16 protein-coding genes and 1 pseudogene are annotated in these 19,813 nt (G+C 71.8%); 9 read left to right on the top strand and 8 right to left on the bottom strand.

The window, feature by feature from the left end:
- Window positions 1-90 precede the first annotated feature (90 nt).
- Entirely contained in the window at window positions 91-522 is a 432-nt protein-coding gene (locus LXM90_RS30005; protein WP_234083319.1) for a hypothetical protein, read from the top strand.
- A 167-nt stretch (window positions 523-689) separates the two neighbouring features.
- Entirely contained in the window at window positions 690-2,654 is a 1,965-nt protein-coding gene (locus LXM90_RS30010) for an alpha/beta hydrolase domain-containing protein (RefSeq protein WP_020095918.1), read from the top strand.
- Between the two features lie 57 nt (window positions 2,655-2,711).
- Here the strand turns inward: LXM90_RS30010 and LXM90_RS30015 are convergent, their stop codons facing one another.
- The 3 genes from LXM90_RS30015 to LXM90_RS30025 all read right to left on the bottom strand — a co-directional run bounded on the left by LXM90_RS30015 (window position 2,712) and on the right by LXM90_RS30025 (window position 6,242).
- Window positions 2,712-3,893 (bottom strand): serine hydrolase domain-containing protein, encoded by a 1,182-nt coding sequence (locus tag LXM90_RS30015; protein WP_020095919.1) that lies wholly within the window; start codon window positions 3,891-3,893, stop codon window positions 2,712-2,714.
- Between the two features lie 221 nt (window positions 3,894-4,114).
- A complete protein-coding gene (locus LXM90_RS30020; protein WP_026605358.1) occupies window positions 4,115-5,686 on the bottom strand; it encodes an ABC transporter substrate-binding protein in 1,572 nt (523 codons plus the stop codon).
- Window positions 5,687-5,915: 229 nt separating this feature from the next.
- Window positions 5,916-6,242 (bottom strand): hypothetical protein, encoded by a 327-nt coding sequence (locus LXM90_RS30025; protein ID WP_128083354.1) that lies wholly within the window; start codon window positions 6,240-6,242, stop codon window positions 5,916-5,918.
- Between the two features lie 859 nt (window positions 6,243-7,101).
- Here LXM90_RS30025 and LXM90_RS30030 point away from each other — a divergent pair.
- The 3 genes from LXM90_RS30030 (at window position 7,102) to LXM90_RS30040 (ending at window position 11,112) form a co-directional block, all read left to right on the top strand.
- On the top strand, window positions 7,102-8,001 hold the full coding sequence (locus LXM90_RS30030; protein ID WP_020095923.1) for a LysR family transcriptional regulator: 900 nt from the start codon (window positions 7,102-7,104) through the stop codon (window positions 7,999-8,001).
- A gap of 227 nt (window positions 8,002-8,228) precedes the next feature.
- Window positions 8,229-9,680, top strand: a complete 1,452-nt coding sequence (aspA, locus tag LXM90_RS30035; RefSeq protein WP_020095924.1) for an aspartate ammonia-lyase — start codon at window positions 8,229-8,231, stop codon at window positions 9,678-9,680.
- An 82-nt stretch (window positions 9,681-9,762) separates the two neighbouring features.
- On the top strand, window positions 9,763-11,112 hold the full coding sequence (locus LXM90_RS30040) for a dicarboxylate/amino acid:cation symporter (protein ID WP_042672326.1): 1,350 nt from the start codon (window positions 9,763-9,765) through the stop codon (window positions 11,110-11,112).
- Window positions 11,113-11,263: 151 nt separating this feature from the next.
- On the opposite strand, the pseudogene LXM90_RS30045 reads toward LXM90_RS30040, so the two are convergent.
- Both LXM90_RS30045 and LXM90_RS32135 read right to left on the bottom strand, forming a co-directional pair.
- Window positions 11,264-12,106, bottom strand: a pseudogene (locus LXM90_RS30045) (aspartate dehydrogenase).
- Between the two features lie 78 nt (window positions 12,107-12,184).
- Entirely contained in the window at window positions 12,185-12,625 is a 441-nt protein-coding gene (locus LXM90_RS32135; protein WP_020095926.1) for a ribbon-helix-helix domain-containing protein, read from the bottom strand.
- A 244-nt stretch (window positions 12,626-12,869) separates the two neighbouring features.
- Here LXM90_RS32135 and LXM90_RS30055 point away from each other — a divergent pair, with 244 nt between their 5' ends.
- From LXM90_RS30055 to LXM90_RS30065, 3 genes are all read left to right on the top strand, one after another.
- Complete coding sequence (locus LXM90_RS30055) at window positions 12,870-13,184, top strand: hypothetical protein (protein ID WP_234083197.1); 315 nt, start codon at window positions 12,870-12,872, stop codon at window positions 13,182-13,184.
- A 68-nt stretch (window positions 13,185-13,252) separates the two neighbouring features.
- On the top strand, window positions 13,253-13,789 hold the full coding sequence (locus LXM90_RS30060; RefSeq protein ID WP_244527024.1) for a gluconate 2-dehydrogenase subunit 3 family protein: 537 nt from the start codon (window positions 13,253-13,255) through the stop codon (window positions 13,787-13,789).
- A gap of 108 nt (window positions 13,790-13,897) precedes the next feature.
- Window positions 13,898-15,466 (top strand): GMC family oxidoreductase, encoded by a 1,569-nt coding sequence (locus tag LXM90_RS30065; RefSeq protein WP_234083199.1) that lies wholly within the window; start codon window positions 13,898-13,900, stop codon window positions 15,464-15,466.
- Window positions 15,467-15,580: 114 nt separating this feature from the next.
- Here the strand turns inward: LXM90_RS30065 and LXM90_RS30070 are convergent, their stop codons facing one another.
- Window positions 15,581-15,853, bottom strand: coding sequence for an usg protein (locus tag LXM90_RS30070; RefSeq protein ID WP_020095930.1), 273 nt, complete (start codon window positions 15,851-15,853; stop codon window positions 15,581-15,583).
- Between the two features lie 357 nt (window positions 15,854-16,210).
- Entirely contained in the window at window positions 16,211-17,107 is an 897-nt protein-coding gene (locus LXM90_RS30075; RefSeq protein ID WP_234083201.1) for a LysR family transcriptional regulator, read from the bottom strand.
- A 114-nt stretch (window positions 17,108-17,221) separates the two neighbouring features.
- Between LXM90_RS30075 and LXM90_RS30080 the strand changes: the two genes are divergently transcribed.
- Window positions 17,222-18,007 (top strand): SDR family NAD(P)-dependent oxidoreductase, encoded by a 786-nt coding sequence (locus LXM90_RS30080; protein ID WP_132368883.1) that lies wholly within the window; start codon window positions 17,222-17,224, stop codon window positions 18,005-18,007.
- 129 nt (window positions 18,008-18,136) lie between these two features.
- Here LXM90_RS30080 and LXM90_RS30085 read toward each other — a convergent pair whose 3' ends face one another.
- Window positions 18,137-19,798, bottom strand: coding sequence for an ABC transporter permease (locus LXM90_RS30085; RefSeq protein WP_234083203.1), 1,662 nt, complete (start codon window positions 19,796-19,798; stop codon window positions 18,137-18,139).
- Window positions 19,799-19,813 lie beyond the last annotated feature (15 nt).

Genomic DNA, 19,813 nt, shown 5'->3' on the forward strand with positions numbered 1-19,813 from the left:
TCCCCTGTCGGCGATGACGTGAAGCCGCGGCAACGAGAGCGCGGCCCTGTTCGAGCAGAATACTTCGGAGATACGGCGGTCATCGCGGAGGTGCCCTTGGCAAAACCGTTTGCCACGCTGCTGCTCGCAGCAGCCGTCTCTGTTCTGTCAGATCTGCCGGCGCGATCTCAGGTCGCGCCCGTCAACAACTGGGCTGAGTTCCGCGAGGCGATGGCGGCGTGCTGGACGGTGCCGCCCGGCACGGAGGGATCCCTGATTGCCTACCGGTTCGGCCTCGACAAGACGGGTGCCATCCGGGGCAAGCCGCTCATCACCGCGCGGCGACTGGTCGGCGACCAGGACGCGCACCGTCGCTACGAGGAGGCGGCATCCGCTGTGCTGGCACGCTGCTTCCCGCTCAAGGTGACACGGGCGTTCGGCGCGATCCTCGGCGAGAGCCCGATCTATCTGCGGTTGGTCAACACGAAGCCAACGGCCGCCTACCAGATCAACAGCAACGTGACGATCTTCGCGCCTCGCTAGGCTGCCCCTCGCGGATGCTTGCCTTGCCCGCCCGGGGGCCTCCCGAGACCGGCTGACAGGCGGTCCGGGAACGCAATGCCTTCGCGGGCAGCGCGCTCGACGGCCCGTTCCATCTGTGTTTGCTGACACGGCCGGCCAGGAGAACGAGCCGCGCGAGAGGGGGGACCATGCGGACCGGTTGGATTCTTGCCGGCGCGCTCGGCTGCGCGCTCGGCGTCACGCCGACCCAGGCGCGGATCACCCAGATCGAGGTCGTCACCGTCGAGCCGTTCGCCGACGGCGCTGAATTCGGACCTGCCGGCGCGTACGAGCGGGTCATCGGTGCCGCCCGCGGCGAGCTCGATCCGGCAGATCCGGCCAATGCCGGCATCGTCGACATCGCGCTGGCGCCGCGCAATGCGCGCGGCATGGTCGAATACAGGACCGACCTGTTCATCCTGCGCCCGAAGGACCCTGCCCGCGGCAGCGGTACGCTGCTGTTCGAGGTGCTGAACCGCGGCCGCAAGTTCCTCTTCAACTGGGTGCTGGACGCGCCGGCCCAAGGGGCCCAGGCTGTCAACGATCCGCGCAACGCCGTCGACGCCGGAACCGGCCTCGTCCTGCGTCGCGGCGACACGATCGTCTGGTCGGGCTGGGAGGCGGACGCGCTGCGCCAGCAGGGCGGCATGGCCATCGACGTGCCGGTCGCCTCCAGGAACGGCAAGCCGATCGTGGAGATCGTGCGCGACGAACTCGTGAGCGCGACGCGCGGGCCGCCAGAGGCGCCCTTCTATCTCACCTTCAAGGCGGCCAGCCAGGACAAGGCCGGCACGCAGCTGACCGTGCGCCGCCGGGAGGCCGACCCGCCGCGGCCGGTTCCGGAGGAGGCGTGGCACTACGCGACGCCGCGGCAACTCGAGCTCCTGCCCAAGGGAACGAAGCCGCTGCCGGGCTCGATCTACCAGTTCACCTACCGCGCCACCGAGCCGAAGGTGCTCGGCATCGGCTTCGCCGCGACGCGCGACGTGGTCGCCTACCTGCGCGGCGATGCCGCCGGTGGCGCCAACCCGGCGGGCGGAGCGATCCGGCACGCTGTCGCGCTCGGCATCTCCCAGAGCGGGCGGTACCTGCGCGACTTCATCGCCCAGGGCTTCAATCGCGACGAGGCCGGGCGCCGGGTCTTCGACGGCGTGCTGTCGCACATCGCGGGGATCGGCGGCGTCTTCCTGAACGCGCGCTTCGGCCAACCGTCCCGCACCAACACGCAGCACGAGGACCATCTCTATCCGGAGAATGCCTTCCCGTTCTCCGCGGCGGTTCAGCACGACCCGGTGACGGGACGGAACGGCGCACTGCTGCGCGACGACGGCTTCGACCCGCTGCTGATCGAGGTGAACACCGGCACCGAGTACTGGCAGAAGGGTGCCTCGCTGCTGGCGACGGATCCCCTGGGCCGCACCGACCTGGCCTTGCCCGACACGACACGCGTCTACTTGGTCTCGAGCGGCTTCCACTACGGGCGCGCCGGACTGACCTCGAGCAGAGGCCCCTGCGCCAACATGCGCAGCACCCTCAATCCGGCGCCTGCCCTCCGGGCGCTTCTCGTCGCACTCGAGGACTGGGTGACGCTCGGCACGCCCCCGCCCGACAGCCAGATCCCGCGCCTGTCGGACGGCACGCTGGTGGAGCCGGCCGAGGCCGGCTATCCCTTCATCGTCGGTGTGCCGGTCCCGACCGCCCCGAACACGATCGCCCGCTTCAGCACCTACGTCGATCCCAAGCCCGAGAGCGGGCCGCAGTACCGGCCGCTCGTGCCCCGCGTCGACGCGGATGGCAACGACGTGGCAGGCATTCGCCTGCCGGCCGTCGCCGCACCGCGCGCGACCTTCACGGGCTGGAATCTCTACGCCGATCCCTTCCCGGCGGGGGCCCTCTGCGACCGGGAGGGGAGCCAGCTTCCGTTCGCCCGGACCCGGGCGGAGCGGGAGGCCAACGGGGATCCGCGGCCCTCGCTGGAGGAGCGCTACCCGGATCCGGATGCCTACCTGGCTGCCGTGACCAAGTCCGTGGACGCGCTGGTTCGGGATCGCCTGCTCCTGCGCGAGGACGGCGACCGCCTTGTCCAGGCGGCGCGGCAGGAGTCCGCGCCATGACCGCTCCGGGTTCGGTCGTGCCGCCGGCGTAGACATGCGTCGGGCGGACCTTGTCCCTCAGGGAGACGTCTCGGACAGTCGACGGTCTTCCAGGGCGGCGTAGACCATGGTGCGGGTCAGCGTGCGGTAGTGCTGGCGCTGGTCGGCCGAGGAGGTCTGCATCATCAGGAGCGCGAAGAACCCCTCTACAGGGTCAACCCAGAAGTATGTGCCTCCGACGCCGCTCCAGAACCAGTCGCCGATATTGCCGGGGAACGGCGCCTCGCCCGCCGCGAGGCGGACCGCCACGCCCAGCCCGAAGCCGTAGCCCGGTCCCGGCGGATAGTAGGCGGCCTTCGCGATCGCCGCCCCGAGATGATCCGAGGTCATGAGCCGCACGCTGGCCGGCGCCAGGACGCGCGCGCCGTCGAGACTGCCGCCGGCGAGAAGCATGCGCAGGAAGCGGGCGCAGTCCGCCGTGCTCGATACGAGGCCGCCATTGCCCCTCTGGCCGCGCCGCGGCTGCGCGGGATCGTGAAAGACAGGGCGCTGCCCCGGTGCTTGCGGCAGCGGCTGCGCGACGCGTGATCCCATCGCGGCCGAGATCTGGAACAGCGTGTCGGCCATGCCGAGCGGCTCGAGCACGGTCGCGTCGAGGACCCGCTGCAGATCCGCGCCGCCCGAGATCTCCAGGACGCGGCCGAGCACGTCGGTGGCGTGCGAGTAGTGCCACACCGTGCCGGGCTCGTGCTCCAGCGGCAGGCGGGCGATCCGGTCGGCGAACGCCGCGTTGTCGAGATCCTCGGCGAGCAGGCCGTCGGCCGCGTAGGCGCGCCGCGCCGGCCCGTCGCCGAGATAGCCGTAGGCGATCCCGGCGGTGTGGCGCAGGAGATCCTGAACGGTCGGCCTGGCCCTGGCGGGCCTGAGGCCGCCGTCCGGATCAAGCACCGACAGGTGCTCGAAGGCGGGAATGAATGCCGCCACGGGCTGATCGAGGCGCAGTGCGCCGCGCTCGGCGAGCACCATGGTAGCGGCGGAGACGACAACCTTGGTCATGGAGTAGATGCGCCAGAGCGCGTCGGGCCCGAGGGGCGCGTGCGCGACGCGGTCGCGGTAGCCGACGGTGCGTCGCCAGATCGCCCCGTCCGCGCCGCCGACGAGCATGTCGGCCCCGGCGATCGCGCCGCTGTCGACATCGGCCGTCAGGCGGTCGCCGAGGCGGTCGAGGTGGCGGGAGGAGAAGGCTGGCGCAGTCCGCATGGCACCGATGTAGCGCGCGCCACCGCGCCCGCATCGCCGCGGCCGCGAAAGGCCGGACGGCGACGCGCATCGGCTCCGGTGTCCTCGGGGCGCCGCGCGCCGGGGCGACGGTCCGGCCCGGCGAAGGATGGCGCGCCACGTAAGGACCGGGCGCGGCTCTAAGCCTCTGTTTCGACGCGCTCTCTTGCGCCGGACCGGTATCCACTTCGGTGCAGAGCGCTCTAGGCCGGCCTGACATCGTAGAATTGCGGGAAGCCGTTGCGCACGCCCGTCAGGCCCCGATAGGCTGTCGCCTCGTAATAGGCGCCGAGCGGCAGGTACGGCACGTCGATGAAGAACTGTCGCTGGATCTCGGCGCAGATCGCCTTCTGCGCCGCAGAATCGGGCGCGGTGAACCACGCGGCGCGCAGCTCCTCGAGACGGGGCGCGCGGGGCCATCCGAACCAGGCCTGGTCGCCGTTGCCGCGGATGCCGAGCTGGCCGGCGGGATCGAAGTTGTTGGTGCCGTTCAGGTAGGTGACGAAGGTGCTCCAGCCGCCCTTGTCCGGGGGCTGGCGGCTCGCCCGGCGCTGCACCAGGGTCCCCCAGTCCATCGCGACGAGGTCCACGGCGAGCCCGCATTTCTGGAAGGCTTCGGCCGCGACGAGGGCCAGGGGATGGGTGGCCGGGTAATCGGTCGGGTCGAGCATGACGACGCGCTCGCCCCGGTAGCCGGCCTCCGCCAGGGCGCGCCTGACCGCGGCGTAGTCGCGGGGGCCGACCAGCCCGTCGGTGCCCGCGCGCGTCGCCATCGGCGCCTCGGGGCTGAAGACGCCGACATGGTCCTTCCACAGGGCGCGCTCGTCGCCCGCGACCGCGCTCATGAACTCGGTCTGGTCGATGGCGCCGAGCAGCGCCCGCAGGATCGCGGGATTGTCGAAGGGCGGATGCAGGTGGTTGAAGCGCAGGCAGCCGATGCCGCCGGCCGGATCGAGCACCTCCAGCCGGATCCCCGATCTGCTCCTGAGCAGCGCCTGCAGATCCGGCGTCGGGTTCTGCCACCAGTCGACCTCGCCGGCCGCCAGCGCGCTCGCGGCGGTGGAGGCGTCGGGCACGATCCGCCACTCGATCCGCTCGAAATGGGCCCGCTTCGGTCCGGCGGTGAAGCTCGCCGCGCCGTCCGGGCGGGGCACGTAGCCGTCGAAGCGCTCGTAGACGGTGAGCGCCCCCGGGACGCGCTCGTCCGCCTTGAAGCGGAACGGGCCCGAGCCGACCATCTCGGTGACCTGCGTGTTCGGGTCGGTCTTCGCCAGGCGCTCCGGCATGATGCAGGGCATCGAGGTGCCGGTCTTGCCCAGAGCCGCGGGCAGCAGCGGGAACGGCCGCTTGAGGCGGAACTGCACGACGCGGTCGGAGGTCGCCGCGAGTTCGTCGGTGGCGTCGATCAGCGCCCGGCCGAAGGCGTCGCGGGCGGCGAAGCGGCGCACGCTCGCCACCGCGTCGCGCGCCAGCACCGGCGCGCCGTCGTGGAAGCGCAGGCCCTCGCGCAGGGTCAGGCGCCAGAGGCGGCCATCCGCCTCGACGGCGTGGCCCTCGACCATCTGCGGCTGGAACTCGTAGCCCGCGGTCTGGCCGTAGAGGGTGTCGAAAACGAGGTAGCCGTGGTTGCGCGTCACGGTCGCCGTCGTCCAGATCGGGTCGATCACCGCGACGTCGCTTTCCGGGATGAAGCGCAGAACCTTGGCGGGCTGCGCGACGGCGGGCCGCGCGACCGCGGCGGCGGCCAGGGCGGCGAGGACCTCGCGGCGCCTCATCGGCGAGCGCTCGTGCTGGATGCCATCGGAGACCGTGCGCCCGTCACCCTCGTCGCGTCGCATGGTGCCCTCGGAGAGGCTGCGAGGCAAACGCGGGGCCGCGCCCCGCCGCGCGCGGCCGCGTCAGCGGGCAGTGCCCGGAGCACAGAGGCGGGGCAACTCGCGCCGCGAGCCCCCTGCACGACCCCGCGTCCGCCGGGCCGGAGCCTCCGTCCCGGCGCCTCGGGCCCTAGCGCTCGCGGTCGGCCCCGGAATCGGCCTGTTCGGGCGCGGTCATCTCCGGCGTCAGCAGACCGAGTTCGATCAGGAAGGCCGAAGTCGGTTCCAAGTAGACGCCGATCTGGATCGCATCCGGGTCCGAATGCGGCGTCACATAGGTGCGCCTCTCGTACAGCTCGGACTCGCCGCTCGCCAACAGGTCCCGCAACGCGCACCGGCGCATCCAAGAGATGATCCCGCGCGCGTAGGCGTCTTCGACCAGCTTGAATCCGCCGATCACGGCGTGTTCGAAATCGGGATCCGTTCGGATCACGACTCTGCGGGGTGTTTCCTGCATGTGTGTCCTGCGACGCTCTCGGATCCCGGCCAGCCGGCTCATGCTGATCTTGCGGCCGGCCGCCGAGGCTGACCCAGACTCGGACCAGTCCTGTCCAGGCGCAGAGCCCGCGCGGGCGTTTCCGTCGCCATCATTTGTGGTGCTCGGTGCTCGACCGAAGGACGTAGCACCCTGTCGCGGGCCGCCGCGCCCGCGGCTGAGGCCCCGCGGTCACATCGCTGCGCCGTGTCGTTCGATGTGCCGCACGCCTGCACGATTGCCGCGGAGCCGCCGGAGGGGCCGTTCGGTCGGGCGCTCCCCGAGCCGGCCGCGGTCCGAGCCGGCGGCCACGGCGATCCCGTCGCTCCGGCAACGCCGTCAGCGCGGGTGCTCCGGAACACGCCGGGCCTGAAAGCTTGAGCCTACATCGGGATCACACCGCGACGACAGTCGCGAGCCCGATGGAGACGACGATGACCTGGACGAACCGCATCACCATAGCCGCGACCCTCATCGGCGGCGCGATCGCGCTGGTGACTTACGCGCAGGCCCTGAGTCTGCCGACGCACTTCGCCTGAGCCCGCCTGCCGGGGGAGCGCCCCGCGCCGCTCCTCCGACGCCGTCGTGACGGCCACCGTCGCGTTGAGACTTATCGCGCAGCCCACGATCGGGCCGCCTCGCTTCGTCCGAGGGGCGCCTGGCGGACCGCTCTGAGCCGCTCCGGGCCGCGCCGTCGGCGCGCGCGGTTCTCGGCAGGATCGGCCACGATCGCCCAGGATCGGGCGCCGGACCGCGTCGGCGCGGACGCGCCCGCCCCGCTTGCCGGGCCCGCCCTTTCTGCGTTTCAAGGCCGTGACCCCTGGACGTGGCCCGGCCGGCGATGGAACTGAAGTGGATCGAGGACTTCCTCAGCCTCGCCGAGACCCGTAGCTTCTCACGCTCGGCCGAGGCGCGTCACGTCACGCAATCGGCGTTCAGCCGCCGCATCCGCTCCCTGGAGGTCTGGCTCGGCACGGCCTTGCTCGACCGAAGCACCTACCCGATCACCCTCACGGCGGACGGGCGCCACTTCCTCGAGACCGCCGAGGAGGTGGTGCGCCTCCTCACCCTCAGCCGCGCCGACTTCCGCAACCGCAGCGAGCGGTCGAGCCTGCCCGTCGTCGCCATCACTGCCCTGCATTCGCTCTGCCTCTCCTTCCTGCCGCGCTGGCTCGGCACGCTCCGGGGCGAGCTCGGCGCGATGAGCAGCCGCGTGCTGCCGGAGAACTTCAACATCTGCCTCCAGGCCCTGGTCGAGGGCGGCTACGACCTCATGCTGACCTATCACCATCCGGGCATCCCGATCCCGCTCGGGCCCGATCGCTTTCCCTGCCTCGTCGTGGGCCAGGACAGCCTCGTGGCCGTGGCGGCGCCGGCGGATCTCCCCCGCGACCGGGAAGGCCGCCTGCCGCTCCTGCAATATTCCCGCGGCTCCTTCCTGGGCCGGCTCGCCGCCATCGCCCAGGCCCGGGAGGGCGCGCCCGCGACCTATCCGGTCCACACGAACGAGAACTCGATGGCCGAGGCCCTGCGGTCGATGGCGCTCGCGGGACACGGGGTCGCGTGGCTGCCGAGGAGCCTCGTGGCCGGCGAGATCGCGGCGGGCGCGCTCGCCATCGTCAGCCCCGAGATGTCGATGGAGATCCGGCTGTACCGCAGCGCGGAGCGGGCCCGGCCGTTCCTAGAGGCCGTCTGGTCGGCCGCCGCCGCGGATTCGAAGAACTATTCCGGTTCGGAATAGTTCTGGTCGCAACTAGCATTGGCGGCCCGCCGGCACCGGGACTATCAGACGCCGGCCGGTCAGGCGCGGCCGCCCGTGAGGGCGGGGCGACTGGCGGCGACCCTTCATCGCGCACCGTCGAGAGCGTCGACGCCCCCTCACGCGGGCCGGTCGCTCACGCGCAATCGTCCGCCCAACCGTCCTGCCCTACGGCGCGCCGGATCGCTTCCGCGCGCGAGGAGAGAGCCGTGTCCGAGATCGCTTCCGCCGCCCCGACCCGCACCGAGCACGACCTCCTGGGCGACCGCGAGGTTCCGCAGGCGGCCTACTGGGGCATCCATACCCTGCGCGCGGTCGAGAACTTCCCGATCACCGGCACCACGCTGGCCACCTGCCCGGACCTGATCCGGGCGCTCGCGGCGATCAAGCAGGCGGCGGCGCTCGCCAACCGGGAACTCGGCCTGCTCGATGCGGCGCGCTGCGACGCGATCGTCGCGGCCTGCGAGGAGATCCGGGCCGGCGGCCTGCACGATCAGTTCGTGGTCGATCTCATTCAGGGCGGGGCCGGGACCTCGACCAACATGAACGCCAACGAGGTCGTGGCCAACCGCGCGCTCGAACTGCTCGGCCACGCCCGCGGCGCCTACGGGCAGCTGCACCCGAACGAGCACGTCAACATGGGCCAGAGCACCAACGACGTGTACCCGACGGCCCTCAAGATCGCCGGCATCGGCGCGATCCGTCGGCTCGTCGCCGCGATGGCGTCGCTGCGCGGCAGCTTCGAGGCCAAGGCCGCCGAGTTCTCGGACGTGCTCAAGATGGGCCGCACCCAGCTGCAGGACGCGGTGCCCATGACGCTCGGCCAGGAATTCGGCACCTACGCGCGCATGCTCGGCGAGGACGAGGCCCGGCTGGGCGAGGCCGAGCTGCTGATCCGCGAGATCAACATGGGCGCCACCGCGATCGGGACCGGCATCACCGCGCATCCCCTCTACGCGGCCGCGGTCCGCGCGCGGCTGTCCGAGATCACCGGCATCCCGCTCGTCACGGCCGAGGATCTGGTCGAGGCAACCCAGGATTGCGGCGCCTTCGTGCAGGTGTCCGGCGTCCTCAAGCGGGTGGCCGTGAAGCTGTCCAAGACCTGCAACGACCTGCGCCTGCTCTCCAGCGGTCCGCGCGCGGGCTTCGGCGAGATCAACCTGCCGGCCCGGCAGGCCGGCTCCTCGATCATGCCCGGCAAGGTCAATCCGGTGATCCCCGAGGTGGTGAACCAAGTGGCGTTCGAGGTGATCGGCAACGACGTGACGATCAGCTTCGCGGCCGAGGCCGGCCAGCTGCAGCTCAACGCCTTCGAGCCCGTGATCGCCTACAGCCTGTTCCGCAGCTTCGCGCATCTCGAAGCCGCCTGCCGCACGCTCGATCTCCACTGCGTGCGGGGCATCACCGCCAACCGCGAACGGCTGCGCGCCAGCGTCGAGCACTCGATCGGGATCGTGACCGCGCTCAACCCCTATATCGGCTACCGCAACGCGACGGCCGTCGCCATGGAGGCGCACGCGACCGGCCGCGGCGTCTACGACCTCGTGCTCGAGAAGGGGCTGATGGCCCGCGCGCAGCTCGACGCGGTCCTCCGGCCCGAGCGGCTGACCCGCCCGCAAGCCCCCGATCCGGTCATCGCCCGGGCCGTCGCCGGGGCCTGATCCAGAATCCGGGATCCGCGCCCGCGACGCCAGCGGTCGGGTCCCGCACGCCGAACAACACGATCCCATGGGAGGACAACGGATGACGCACGCCGATACGGACCCGGATTCCACGACATCGCGCTCGGGCCGGCTCACGCTCTATACCGGGCTCGGGCTGGCACTCGGCATCCTCGTCGGCGCCGTCCTCCACGGACTGGCGGCCGGACCCGACGAGGCCAAGGCGTTCGCGGCGCACTTCACCCTCGCGACCGACATCTTCCTGCGTCTGATCAAGATGATCATCGCGCCGCTCGTGTTCGCCACCATCGTGGCCGGCATCGCGAGCTTCGGCGACGCCCGCTCGGTCGGCCGGGTCGCCGCGCTGGCCATGGGCTGGTTCGTCACCGCCTCGGTCGTCTCGCTCACCCTCGGGCTCCTGACCGCGAACCTGTTCCAGCCGGGCGCGGGCCTGGGCCTGCCGCTGCCCGACGCGGGGGCGCAGACCGGCCTGAAGGCCGCCTCGCTGAACCTGCGCGACTTCCTCGTCCACGTCTTCCCGACCAGCATCGTCTCGGCCATGGCCGGCAACGAGGTGCTGCAGATCCTGGTCTTCTCGATCTTCTTCGGCTTCGGTCTCAGCACGATCGACCGGCGCTACAGCGAGCCGATGGTGCAGCTTCTCGACGGCCTCGCCCGCGTGATGTTCAGGGTCACCGACACGGTGATGCGGCTCGCGCCGATCGCCGTCTTCGCGGCCATCGCGGCGGTCGTCACCGTCCAAGGGCTCGGCGTCCTTCTCGATTACGGCAAGTTCATCGCCAGCTTCTACGCGGGCCTGTCCCTGCTCTGGCTGCTGCTGATCGGTGCCGGCTGGGCCGTGCTGGGCCGCCGCGTGGTGGAGCTGCTGCGCCTGCTGCGCGCCCCGATGATCCTCGCCTTCTCGACGGCGAGCAGCGAGGCCGCCTTCCCGCGCACCGTCGAGGTGCTGGAGCGCTTCGGGGTGCGCCCGCGCGTGACCGGGTTCGTGCTGCCGCTCGGGTACTCGTTCAACCTCGACGGCTCGATGATGTACCAGGCCATGGCCGCCCTGTTCATCGCCCAGGCGTTCGGGATTCACATGGGCTTCGGCGAGCAGCTGACGATGCTGCTCGTCATGATGGTGACGAGCAAGGGCATCGCCGGCGTGCCGCGGGCCTCGTTGGTCGTGGTCGCCGCCACCGTGCCGATGTTCGGTCTCCCGGCCGCCGGCATCCTGCTGATCATGGGCATCGACCAGATCCTCGACATGGGGCGCACCGTCACGAACGTCCTCGGTAACGGGCTCGCCACCGCGGCGGTCGCCAAGTGGCGGGGTGAGATCGCGGGTGGCGTCCGGGAGGTGAGCGCGGAGCCCGCGGGGCCGCGCCTCGACCTCGCCGCGCGGCCCGCGACCGGCGCCGCCCGCGCTTGACGGGGCCGCCGTGGCCCGCTCGATGGCGGACGGGATCGCGCCGCTCGCCGCTGTCACGGACCGCTCCGGGCTCTGAGAGGCGACCGCGCCCGGGCACCGCTCCGGGCGCGGGGGCGCGGCGGCAGGGGCCGTGCCGGCCGGGTCCGGTCTGTCAGGTTCCGACCCGGAGCGGGGCTGTGAGCTTGCGCAGGTAGGCGATGACCGACAGGGCCGTGATGCGGCCCGTGCGGGGGTTCTCGTCGGTCAGGACGTTCTCGATGTCATCGCGAAGCGCGCGGCGTCGGCCTCCACCTCGATGCGGTGCGTGTTGCGCTCCAGGCCGGGGTCGGCCCAGATCTCGAGCTCGGTCCGGTCGGGACCGATGCCGGCCAGCGAGAGCGCGACCGCGACGTTGAAATTCGCCGGGAAGCCGCGGGCCGCCTCGCGGGGGCTGCCGGCAAAGATGCGCATCGGCTCGGTGATGCCGCCGATCTCGATGCCGTTCTCCGCGAGGTAGGGCGCGCCGACGAGGCCGCGCACGGGCTTGCGGGTGATCATCCGCACCGTGCGGATAGTACCCTCCGCGGCGGCCGTCACGGCGTCGAGGCCGAGCAGCGCGCCGGTCGGGACGACGATCTGACCGCCGTGGGCGCGGGCCGTCGCCACGAGGTCCTCGTGATCGAGGAGCGCGCCGCAGCTCAGCACGATCGCGGTCTTCCCCGCCGCCACGAAGGGCCGCACGATCGCCGGGAGATGCTGGGACGGCGCGCATTCCAGCACGATGTCGGCCCGCGGCTCCAGGGCGTCGAACGCGGTGACGACCTCCGGCGGCTCCGCGAGCGCCGCGAGGGCGGCCCGGGCTCTGGCGGCATCGTGAACCGCGACGGCGGTCAGCCTCAGCCCCGATATGGCGCCCGCATCGAGCGCGCGCCACGGCCAGCCCGACGGTGCCGAGGCCGGCGATCGCGATGCGACCGCCGCGGATGGGCGACCTCGGGGCTTCCTGCAGCGGCATGTCGGGTATCCGTTCATCGGGGCCGGAGCGGCCGACCGCGCCAGCCCTCTGCATCGGCCATGCCGGGGGGGACGCGCCTCAGCCCTCGCCGCGGGCATCGCGCGGCCGGACCGCGTCGCCGCGCAGGGCGCGCGCGGTCCGCGCGACGTGTCCGACGCCGACGTCACGGTCGTCGATCCGGTCCAGGGCGCCATCGACGTCCCCCGCGACCCTGCCGCGCTGTTCCACGGCGCGCCGCTGCGCCGAGGCGAGGCGGTCCGCCTTCATCTCGAGGTGCCTCAGGCACGCGCACCGCAGGAGCGAGGCGAAATTGCGTGCCTCACCGTGGAGAGCGAGCACTTCGTCGTAGAGAAGCGTCACGAGGCGGGGAAGGGTCATGCCCTGAGCGGCGGCGATGTCCTCGAGCACGTTCCAGAACATCACCTCGATCCTGATCGAGGTCGAGTGTCCGCCGAGCCGGATGGAGCGGGTCTCGCCCTCGTAGTCGGCGGACGGCATCCCCGAGTACAGATTGCACATGTCCACCCCTGCGATCCGCGCCGCTCACCCGCGGCGACCGCCCGCGGTTCCCCGGGATGAGGAACAATAATGCAGCGCGCGCCCGTTTCCACCGCCTTCCGGGCTCTGGCATAACGCGCTCCGCGGATCGTCGCGGGCCCGCTCCGCAGTAGCATGATACTACCACCGCACGCTGGAGCGGCTCTAAGTTTCCGCTCGGCGGGACCCCTCGGGGCCTTCGGCCTCGGGCCTCGACAGGGGGATCATGCGCGACATGTCCGACATGCCCGAGCGGATCCCCGCGATGATCCGGGTCCGGGACGCGGCGCGCTCCGCGCGTTTCTACCGGACCACCTTCCGCCTCGACACCGCCGACCGGCCCGGCTTCGAAACCTTCACCCCGATCGATCTCGCGCATGCCGCGTCCGGTCTCGCGTCGGCGCTGACGGTCAACACGGGCCACGACGGCGCCTGCGGCCTGGGCGTGGGGGCCGCCCGGGTCACGGCGCGCTCCTGCTTCATCGACGACCCGGACGAGCACAAGATCGAGGTGCTCGCCCGCGGTTGGCGCTTCGCCTGATGACCCGCGACGGCCCGCCATCGGCCGCCGCGGCACCGGCACGACCGACACGGACAGGGGAGGACGGGATGAGGATGCAGGAGACGGGCGCACACCTGTCCCGCCGCGGCTTCCTGGGCGCCGCGGGCTCGACGCTGCTCGCGGTCGCGGTTATGCCGGACGGCAGCGTGACCGGGCGGGCCTGGGCGCAGATGCCGAAGGCGACGAAGCCCGAGACCTTCGCCTCGCTCGTGCAGATGTCGCGCGACTGCTACCCGCACGACCGCGTCGCCGACAGGTACTACGCCGCCGCGGTGCAGATCCTCGACGACGCGGCGCGGACCGCTCCAGGAGAACTGACGCTCCTCGAGGACGGGATGGCCGCGCTCAACCGGGCGGCCGTCGAGAGGCACCGCCTGCCCTACGCCAAGGTTCCGCAGGATACGGACCGGGCAGCCCTCCTCGAGACCATCGAGCCGACCCCGTTCTTCCAGAAGGTGCGGGCCAACCTCATCGTCGGTCTCTACAACCAGAAGGAGCTGTGGCCGATCTTCGGCTACGAGGGCGCCTCCTTCGACAAGGGCGGCTACCTGGAGCGCGGCTTCGACGACATCGACTGGCTCTGACGGCGGCCCGGCGCCCGCGCCGACGGCCGCGCGCGACACGCATTCACCGCTCGGTCCGACCATCCCGCGCGAAGACGGGACGGGGCCGATCCGCGGCAGGAGGAAACCATGTCAGCTCCCTACGACCTCAGCGACGGCTCCGTCTTCGTCATCGTCGGCTCGGGCGCCGGCGGCGGGACCCTCGGGACCCAGCTCGCGCTCAAGGGCATCGACACCGTCATCCTCGAGGCGGGCGACCGGCACGAGACCTTCGACTTCGTCAACGACGAGTGGGATTCGTTCGCCCAGCTCGCCTGGAAGGACAAGCGGCACGCCACCGGGCCGTGGCCGATCGCCAAGACGTTCCCCAACCTGCCGGCCTGGATCGTGAAGGCCGTCGGCGGCTCGACCGTGCACTGGGCGGGCGCGTCGCTGCGCTTCCAGGAGCACGAGTTCAGGACGCGCACGCATTACGGCGCCGTGAAGGGGGCCAACCTCCTCGACTGGCCCGTCGACCTCCCGGAGATGGACCCCTGGTACGCCATGGCCGAGAACCGGATGGGCGTCACGCGCACCAACGGCATCCCGGGCCTGCCGGGCAACAACAACTTCAAGGTGCTCGAGGCCGGCGCCCGCAAGATCGGCTACACGGAGGTGCATACCGGCCGGATGGCCATCAACTCCGAGCCGCGCGACGACCGCGCCGCGTGCATGCAGCTCGGCTTCTGCTTCCAGGGGTGCAAGTCGGGCGCGAAGTGGTCGACGCTCATCGCGGAGATCCCGAAGGGCGAGGCCACGGGCCGGCTCGAGGTCCGTTCGGGCTGCCAGGTGCTGCGGATCGAGCACGATTCCGGCGGCAAGGTCACCGGCGTGGTCTACGCCGACAAGGACGGCGTCGAGCACCGGCAGAGAGCGCGGGCCGTCGCCGTGGCCGGCAACTCCATCGAGAGCCCGAGACTCCTCCTCAATTCGCACTCGGCGAAGTTCCTCGACGGTCTGGCCAACGCGTCGGGGCAGGTCGGGCGCAACTACATGCGCCACACGACCGGTTCGGTCTATGCCATCTTCGAGAAGCCGGTCCACATGTACCGCGGCACCACGATGGCCGGCATCGTGCGCGACGAGGCCCGGCACGATCCGAGCCGCGGCTTCGTCGGCGGCTACGAGCTCGAGACGCTCTCCCTGGGCCTGCCCTTCATGGCGGCGTTCCTCGACCCGCAGACGTGGGGCCGCGACTTCACCGGCGCCCTCGACAAGTACCGGAACATGGCGGGCCTCTGGATCGTGGGCGAGGACATGCCCTGTTCCGACAACCGCATCACCCTGTCGGACGACACGGATGCCTACGGGATGCCGGTCGCGTCGGTCCATTTCGCCGACCATCCCAACGACGAGGCGATGCGCGAGCACGCCTACAGGCAGGGCAGCGCCCTCTACGAGGCCGTCGGCGCGGTCCGCACCATCCGCACCCCGCCCTATCCGTCGACGCACAACCTCGGCACGAACCGCATGAGCGAGAAGCCCCGGGACGGCGTCGTCAACCGCTTCGGCCAAGCCCACGATGTCGAGAACCTGTTCGTCTCGGACGGCTCCCAGTTCACGACCGGCGCCGCGGAGAATCCGACCCTCACCATCGTCGCGCTGGCCCTGCGGCAGGCGGACCACATCGCCAAGCGGATGAGTCGCGGCGAGATCTGAGCGCGGATCCTGAGCCCGCATCCGGCCGGCGCAGGCGATCTCCGCGATCTCCGCGACCATCGCGATCGCGCTTCCCGCGCGGGCCCGCGGAAAGCTCGGCTCCCGCCCCCGGCGTCAGTGGAGGTGAAACTCGCTGCCGACGGCCCGCAATTCCGCGGGCCTGATCAGGCGGCTGTGGGCCACCTTCACCGAATGCAGCGGCCCATCGAGGGCGCCCTGCCAGAAGGCCAGGAAGCGCTTCAGCTCCGGGAAGACGGGGAAGAGATCGTGCTGCTGCCAGATGAAGGTCTGGAGCAGGTGGGGATGGTCGGGCAGGTGATACAGGATCTCGGCTGTCGTCAGGCTGTAGCCTTCCAGCTGACGACGGAAGGCGGTCGAAACGCTCATGGCGGCCCCTCCTGCGCGCATCGTGAGAGTGACCCACGACGAAGCAAGAAAGTTGCCGGCTGAGCTGTTAACAAACGCCGAATCGCCCGCGATCTCAGTCGGTTAGCACTCAGAGCGGCCGATGGCTGCCAGAGCGGTTCGGGGTCGCGCGCACGCGCGCGCTGCACCGAGGTCGGGCCGCGCATGACGGGCTCGGCGACGCTCGGTTCCAGCGCCCGGACCGCGAGCCGGCCTCTCCGTCGCCGGATCTGATCCTGTTCAGGACCCAAGCGTCTCAAATATTTCGGGTCTTCGAGCAATGAAAATAAATATTACCGCAGTCGAGGCATCGCTCGTGAAGCGTCTGCCGCGCCGATGTCATTCCTCCACCGTCGCGTGGGCGGCGAGGAAATCGACGAAGCTTCGGATGCGCAGCGCCAAGCGCGCGTGGCCGACATAGAGGACGTGGACGTCCTCGGCATCGCCGGGGTTGAACGCCTCCAGCACCGGCACGAGCCGGCCGGCCGCGAGATCGGCCGCCACATGGAACCGGGCGAGGCGGGCGATCCCGGCGCCGCCGAGCGCCATCAGGCGCACCACCTCGCCGGAATTGCCGTAGAAATTCCCCTGGATCGGCCGCTGGTTGAGACCGGCTCCGACGCGGAACGGCCAGGTATCGAGGGAGCGGCGGAAGCTGAAGTTGAGGCACTTGTGCGCCGCGAGGCCGTCGGGATGCTCCGGGACACCTTCCCGCGCGAGATAGGCGGGGGCGGCGACCACGATCATCCGGCTGCGCCCGAGGCGTCGCGCCCGCAGGCGGGTGTCGCGGAGTGGGCCGATCCGGATCGCGACGTCCGCCTGCGTGGCGGGCAGGTCGATCACCTCGTCGGTCAGGGCGAGATCCAGGCTCATCCGCGGGTGCTGCGCGAGAAAGCGCGGCAGGACCGGCAGGACGACGTGGGTCCCGTACGGGACCGAGGCGTTCACCCGGAGCCGCCCGCTCGGCTCGGCGGCGGTCTGGGTGAGGCCCCGCTCCATCGCGTCGAGTTCCGCCATCAGCTCGGCGGCCCGCTCGCGATAGGCCTCGCCTTCCGGGGTCAGGGTCAGGGATCGGGTCGTGCGCCGGAGCAGCGCGACCCCGAGGCGCGCCTCGAGGCGGGCGACGGCCCGGCTCACGGCGGAGGGGGTTTGCCGCAGGGCCTTGGCGGCCGCCGCGAAGCTGCCGCACCGCGTCGCCTGGAGGAACGCCTCCATGTCCCCGAGCCGGTTGTCCATCGCGCCGCCACTCGTGCATCGAAGTCACGATCATCGTGCCGCGATGCCTGCTACTCAGCAATCCGGCGGCCGTCCATCTCCTCGGGACCGACACGGCAACGAGGACGAACCGTCATGGATCTTCAGCTCACGGGACGAAGCGCCCTGGTCACCGGCTCGACCGCCGGGATCGGTCTCGCTGTGGCCAAACGGCTGGCCGCGGAGGGCGCGGAGGTCATCATCGCGGGGCGCCAGCAGGCCAAGCTCGATGCGGCCGCGGCCGCGGTCGCCGCCGCGGGCCGCGCGCGCGCGATCCTGGCCGATCCCGCCACGGCCGAGGGCGCTGCCGCGCTCGTGCGCGCGGCCCCCGCGGTCGACATCCTCGTCAACAATCTCGGGATCTACGAGGCCAAGGCCTTCCCGGACATCGCCGACGACGACTGGCACCGCCTGTTCGCGGTCAACGTCGTGTCGGGGGCCCGGCTCGCGCAGGCCTATCTCCCGGGGATGCAGGCGCGCGGCTGGGGGCGCGTCCTGTTCGTCTCGAGCGAGTCCGGGATCGTGCCGCCGCCCGACATGATCCACTACGCCGTGACCAAATCGGCCCAGCTGACGATCGCCCGCGGACTCGCCCAGCTCACCAAGGGCAGCGGCGTCACCGTGAACACGGTGCTGCCCGGGCCCACGCGCTCCGACGGGATCGGCGATTTCCTGAAGAGTGTCGCCTCCGATCCCGACCTGTCGCCCGAGGCGATGGAGGCGGAGTTCTTCCGGCTCCATCGGCCGCTGTCGCTGATCCAGCGCCTGATCGAGCCGGACGAGGTCGCCGCCATGATCGCCTACCTGGCGAGTCCCCTCGCCGCCGCGACCAACGGCGCCGCGCTCCGGGTCGAGGGCGGGATCGTTCCGACCATCGCCTGACCGCCGAGGCCCGCGACGCGGAGACGGGCGCGCGGCACGAGACGGATACCGGCGCGCGGAGCGGGCGGCGCGAAGGGCGGGCGATCGATCCCCGACCTCCCCCCGACCTCTCCCCGGCCTCTCCCCGGCCTATCCCCGGCCGGTCCGCGGCTCTTCCCCGGCCAACCGTCCCGGCCCGATCGCGTTCCGGTCGAGCCTGAGCAGGAGCGTCACCGGGAGGAGACCGATCATCACGATGAGCACGGCGGCGACGGCGCCGTCCTCGTACGTGCCGCGCGCCGCCTCGCCGTAGAGATGCGTGCTCAACGTCTCGACGTTGAGGGGACGCAGGAGCAGCGTCACCGGCAGTTCCTTGGCGATGTCGACGAAGGCGAGGAGGCCGCCGCTCAGCACCGCGGGCCAGGCCAGCGGCAGCTGCACGGTGACCAGCGTGGCGAGCCGACCCCGCCCGAGCACCCGCGCGGCGTCGGGGATGGTGCGCGGGATCCGCGCGAAGCCGGCCTCGCTGGCGCCCACCGTAACGGTCAGGAAGCGCAGGGCGTAGGCGATGACGAGGGCGGCGCCGGTCCCGAGTCCCACCCGTGCGGTCGTCAGGCCGGCCTCGAACAACCCGGCCTCGACCAGCGCCAGAGGACCCAGGAGCCCGACCGCCAGCACGGTCCCGGGCATGGCGTAGCCGATCCCGGCCGCGCCGATGAGCAGGCGCCCGGCCCGGGCGCTCAGCAGGGAGGGAACGGCCGCCACCGCCAGGCCCGCCAGCACCGTCACCGCCGTGGCGAGGCCCGCGTAGTAGACCGTGTTGAGGGCCTGGGCGGCGAGCGCGTCGGGCAAGCCGCTCGCGTCGATCCGGCGCCACGCCTCGAGGCCGAGAGAGCCCGCCGGCACCAGGAATCCGATCGCGACGGGGGCCGTGCCCAGGGCCAGGGCCGACCCCGCCCGCCAGCCGTCCAGCCGGCGGCGCGCGCCGGCCGTGTGGCGGCGGGCGCCTCCGGCATAGCCGCGGCCGGCCCGCGCGAGCCGTCCGAGGCCGACGACCGCGACCACCGCGGCCAGCATCACCAGCGCGATCTGCGCGGCGCCGGGCAGGTCCGAGCGGTTCACCCAGGTGGCGTAGACCTGCACCGTCAGCGTGCGCACCCCCAGGAACTCGGCCGCGCCGACATCGTTCAGCGCCTCCATCAGGGCGAGGCCGGTGCCGAGGGCGATCGCCGGCCGCGCGAGCGGGAGGGCGATCCGCAGGAAGCTGCGCCACGGCCCGGCCCCGAGCGTCCGCGCGGCTTCCAGCAGCGAGCCGGCCTGCATCAGGAACAGCGCGCGGGTCGGCAGATAGACGTAAGGGTAGAGCACGAAGCCGAGCAGCAGGCTGCAGCCCGGGAGCGAGCGCAGGTCCGGCAGGGCGAGATCGCGCGGGCTCGACAGGCCGAGCAGGCCCCGCAGCCCGACCTGGAACGGCCCGAGCGGGTGCAGCAGGTCGAGATAGGCGTAGGCGACCACGTAGGTCGGCATCGCCAGCGGCAGCAGCAGGGCGGCCTCGAGGAGGCGCCGACCGGGGAAGTCGAACGCCGCGACCAGCCACGCCGTCGCGGTCCCGAGCCCGATCACCAGGAGGCCGACGCCCGCGAGCAGCAGGGCGGTGTCGCGGATCGCCTGCGGCAGCACGTAGGCGGCGAGGTGCGGCCACAGCTCGCCGCCGCCCTCGGACGCCGTGAAGCCCAGGGAGATCACGGGCGCGAGCAGCAGCGCCGCCAGGGCGACCGCCCCCGCCCAGCCCAGAGAGCGGGTCACCGACATCCGGCCCGGCTCGAA

It is taken from the genome of Methylobacterium oryzae (assembly GCF_021398735.1).
Taxonomy (GTDB): Bacteria; Pseudomonadota; Alphaproteobacteria; order Rhizobiales; family Beijerinckiaceae; genus Methylobacterium.

Coding starts and splice junctions, on each gene's coding strand:
- LXM90_RS30010 (WP_020095918.1), top strand. CDS start 690: ATGCGGACCGGTTGGATTCTTGCCGGCGCGCTCGGCTGCGCGCTCGGC.
- LXM90_RS30015 (WP_020095919.1), bottom strand. CDS start 3,893: ATGCGGACTGCGCCAGCCTTCTCCTCCCGCCACCTCGACCGCCTCGGC.
- LXM90_RS30020 (WP_026605358.1), bottom strand. CDS start 5,686: ATGAGGCGCCGCGAGGTCCTCGCCGCCCTGGCCGCCGCCGCGGTCGCG.
- LXM90_RS30025 (WP_128083354.1), bottom strand. CDS start 6,242: ATGCAGGAAACACCCCGCAGAGTCGTGATCCGAACGGATCCCGATTTC.
- LXM90_RS30030 (WP_020095923.1), top strand. CDS start 7,102: ATGGAACTGAAGTGGATCGAGGACTTCCTCAGCCTCGCCGAGACCCGT.
- LXM90_RS30040 (WP_042672326.1), top strand. CDS start 9,763: ATGACGCACGCCGATACGGACCCGGATTCCACGACATCGCGCTCGGGC.
- LXM90_RS32135 (WP_020095926.1), bottom strand. CDS start 12,625: ATGTGCAATCTGTACTCGGGGATGCCGTCCGCCGACTACGAGGGCGAG.
- LXM90_RS30055 (WP_234083197.1), top strand. CDS start 12,870: ATGCGCGACATGTCCGACATGCCCGAGCGGATCCCCGCGATGATCCGG.
- LXM90_RS30060 (WP_244527024.1), top strand. CDS start 13,253: ATGAGGATGCAGGAGACGGGCGCACACCTGTCCCGCCGCGGCTTCCTG.
- LXM90_RS30065 (WP_234083199.1), top strand. CDS start 13,898: ATGTCAGCTCCCTACGACCTCAGCGACGGCTCCGTCTTCGTCATCGTC.
- LXM90_RS30070 (WP_020095930.1), bottom strand. CDS start 15,853: ATGAGCGTTTCGACCGCCTTCCGTCGTCAGCTGGAAGGCTACAGCCTG.
- LXM90_RS30075 (WP_234083201.1), bottom strand. CDS start 17,107: ATGGACAACCGGCTCGGGGACATGGAGGCGTTCCTCCAGGCGACGCGG.
- LXM90_RS30080 (WP_132368883.1), top strand. CDS start 17,222: ATGGATCTTCAGCTCACGGGACGAAGCGCCCTGGTCACCGGCTCGACC.
- LXM90_RS30085 (WP_234083203.1), bottom strand. CDS start 19,798: ATGTCGGTGACCCGCTCTCTGGGCTGGGCGGGGGCGGTCGCCCTGGCG.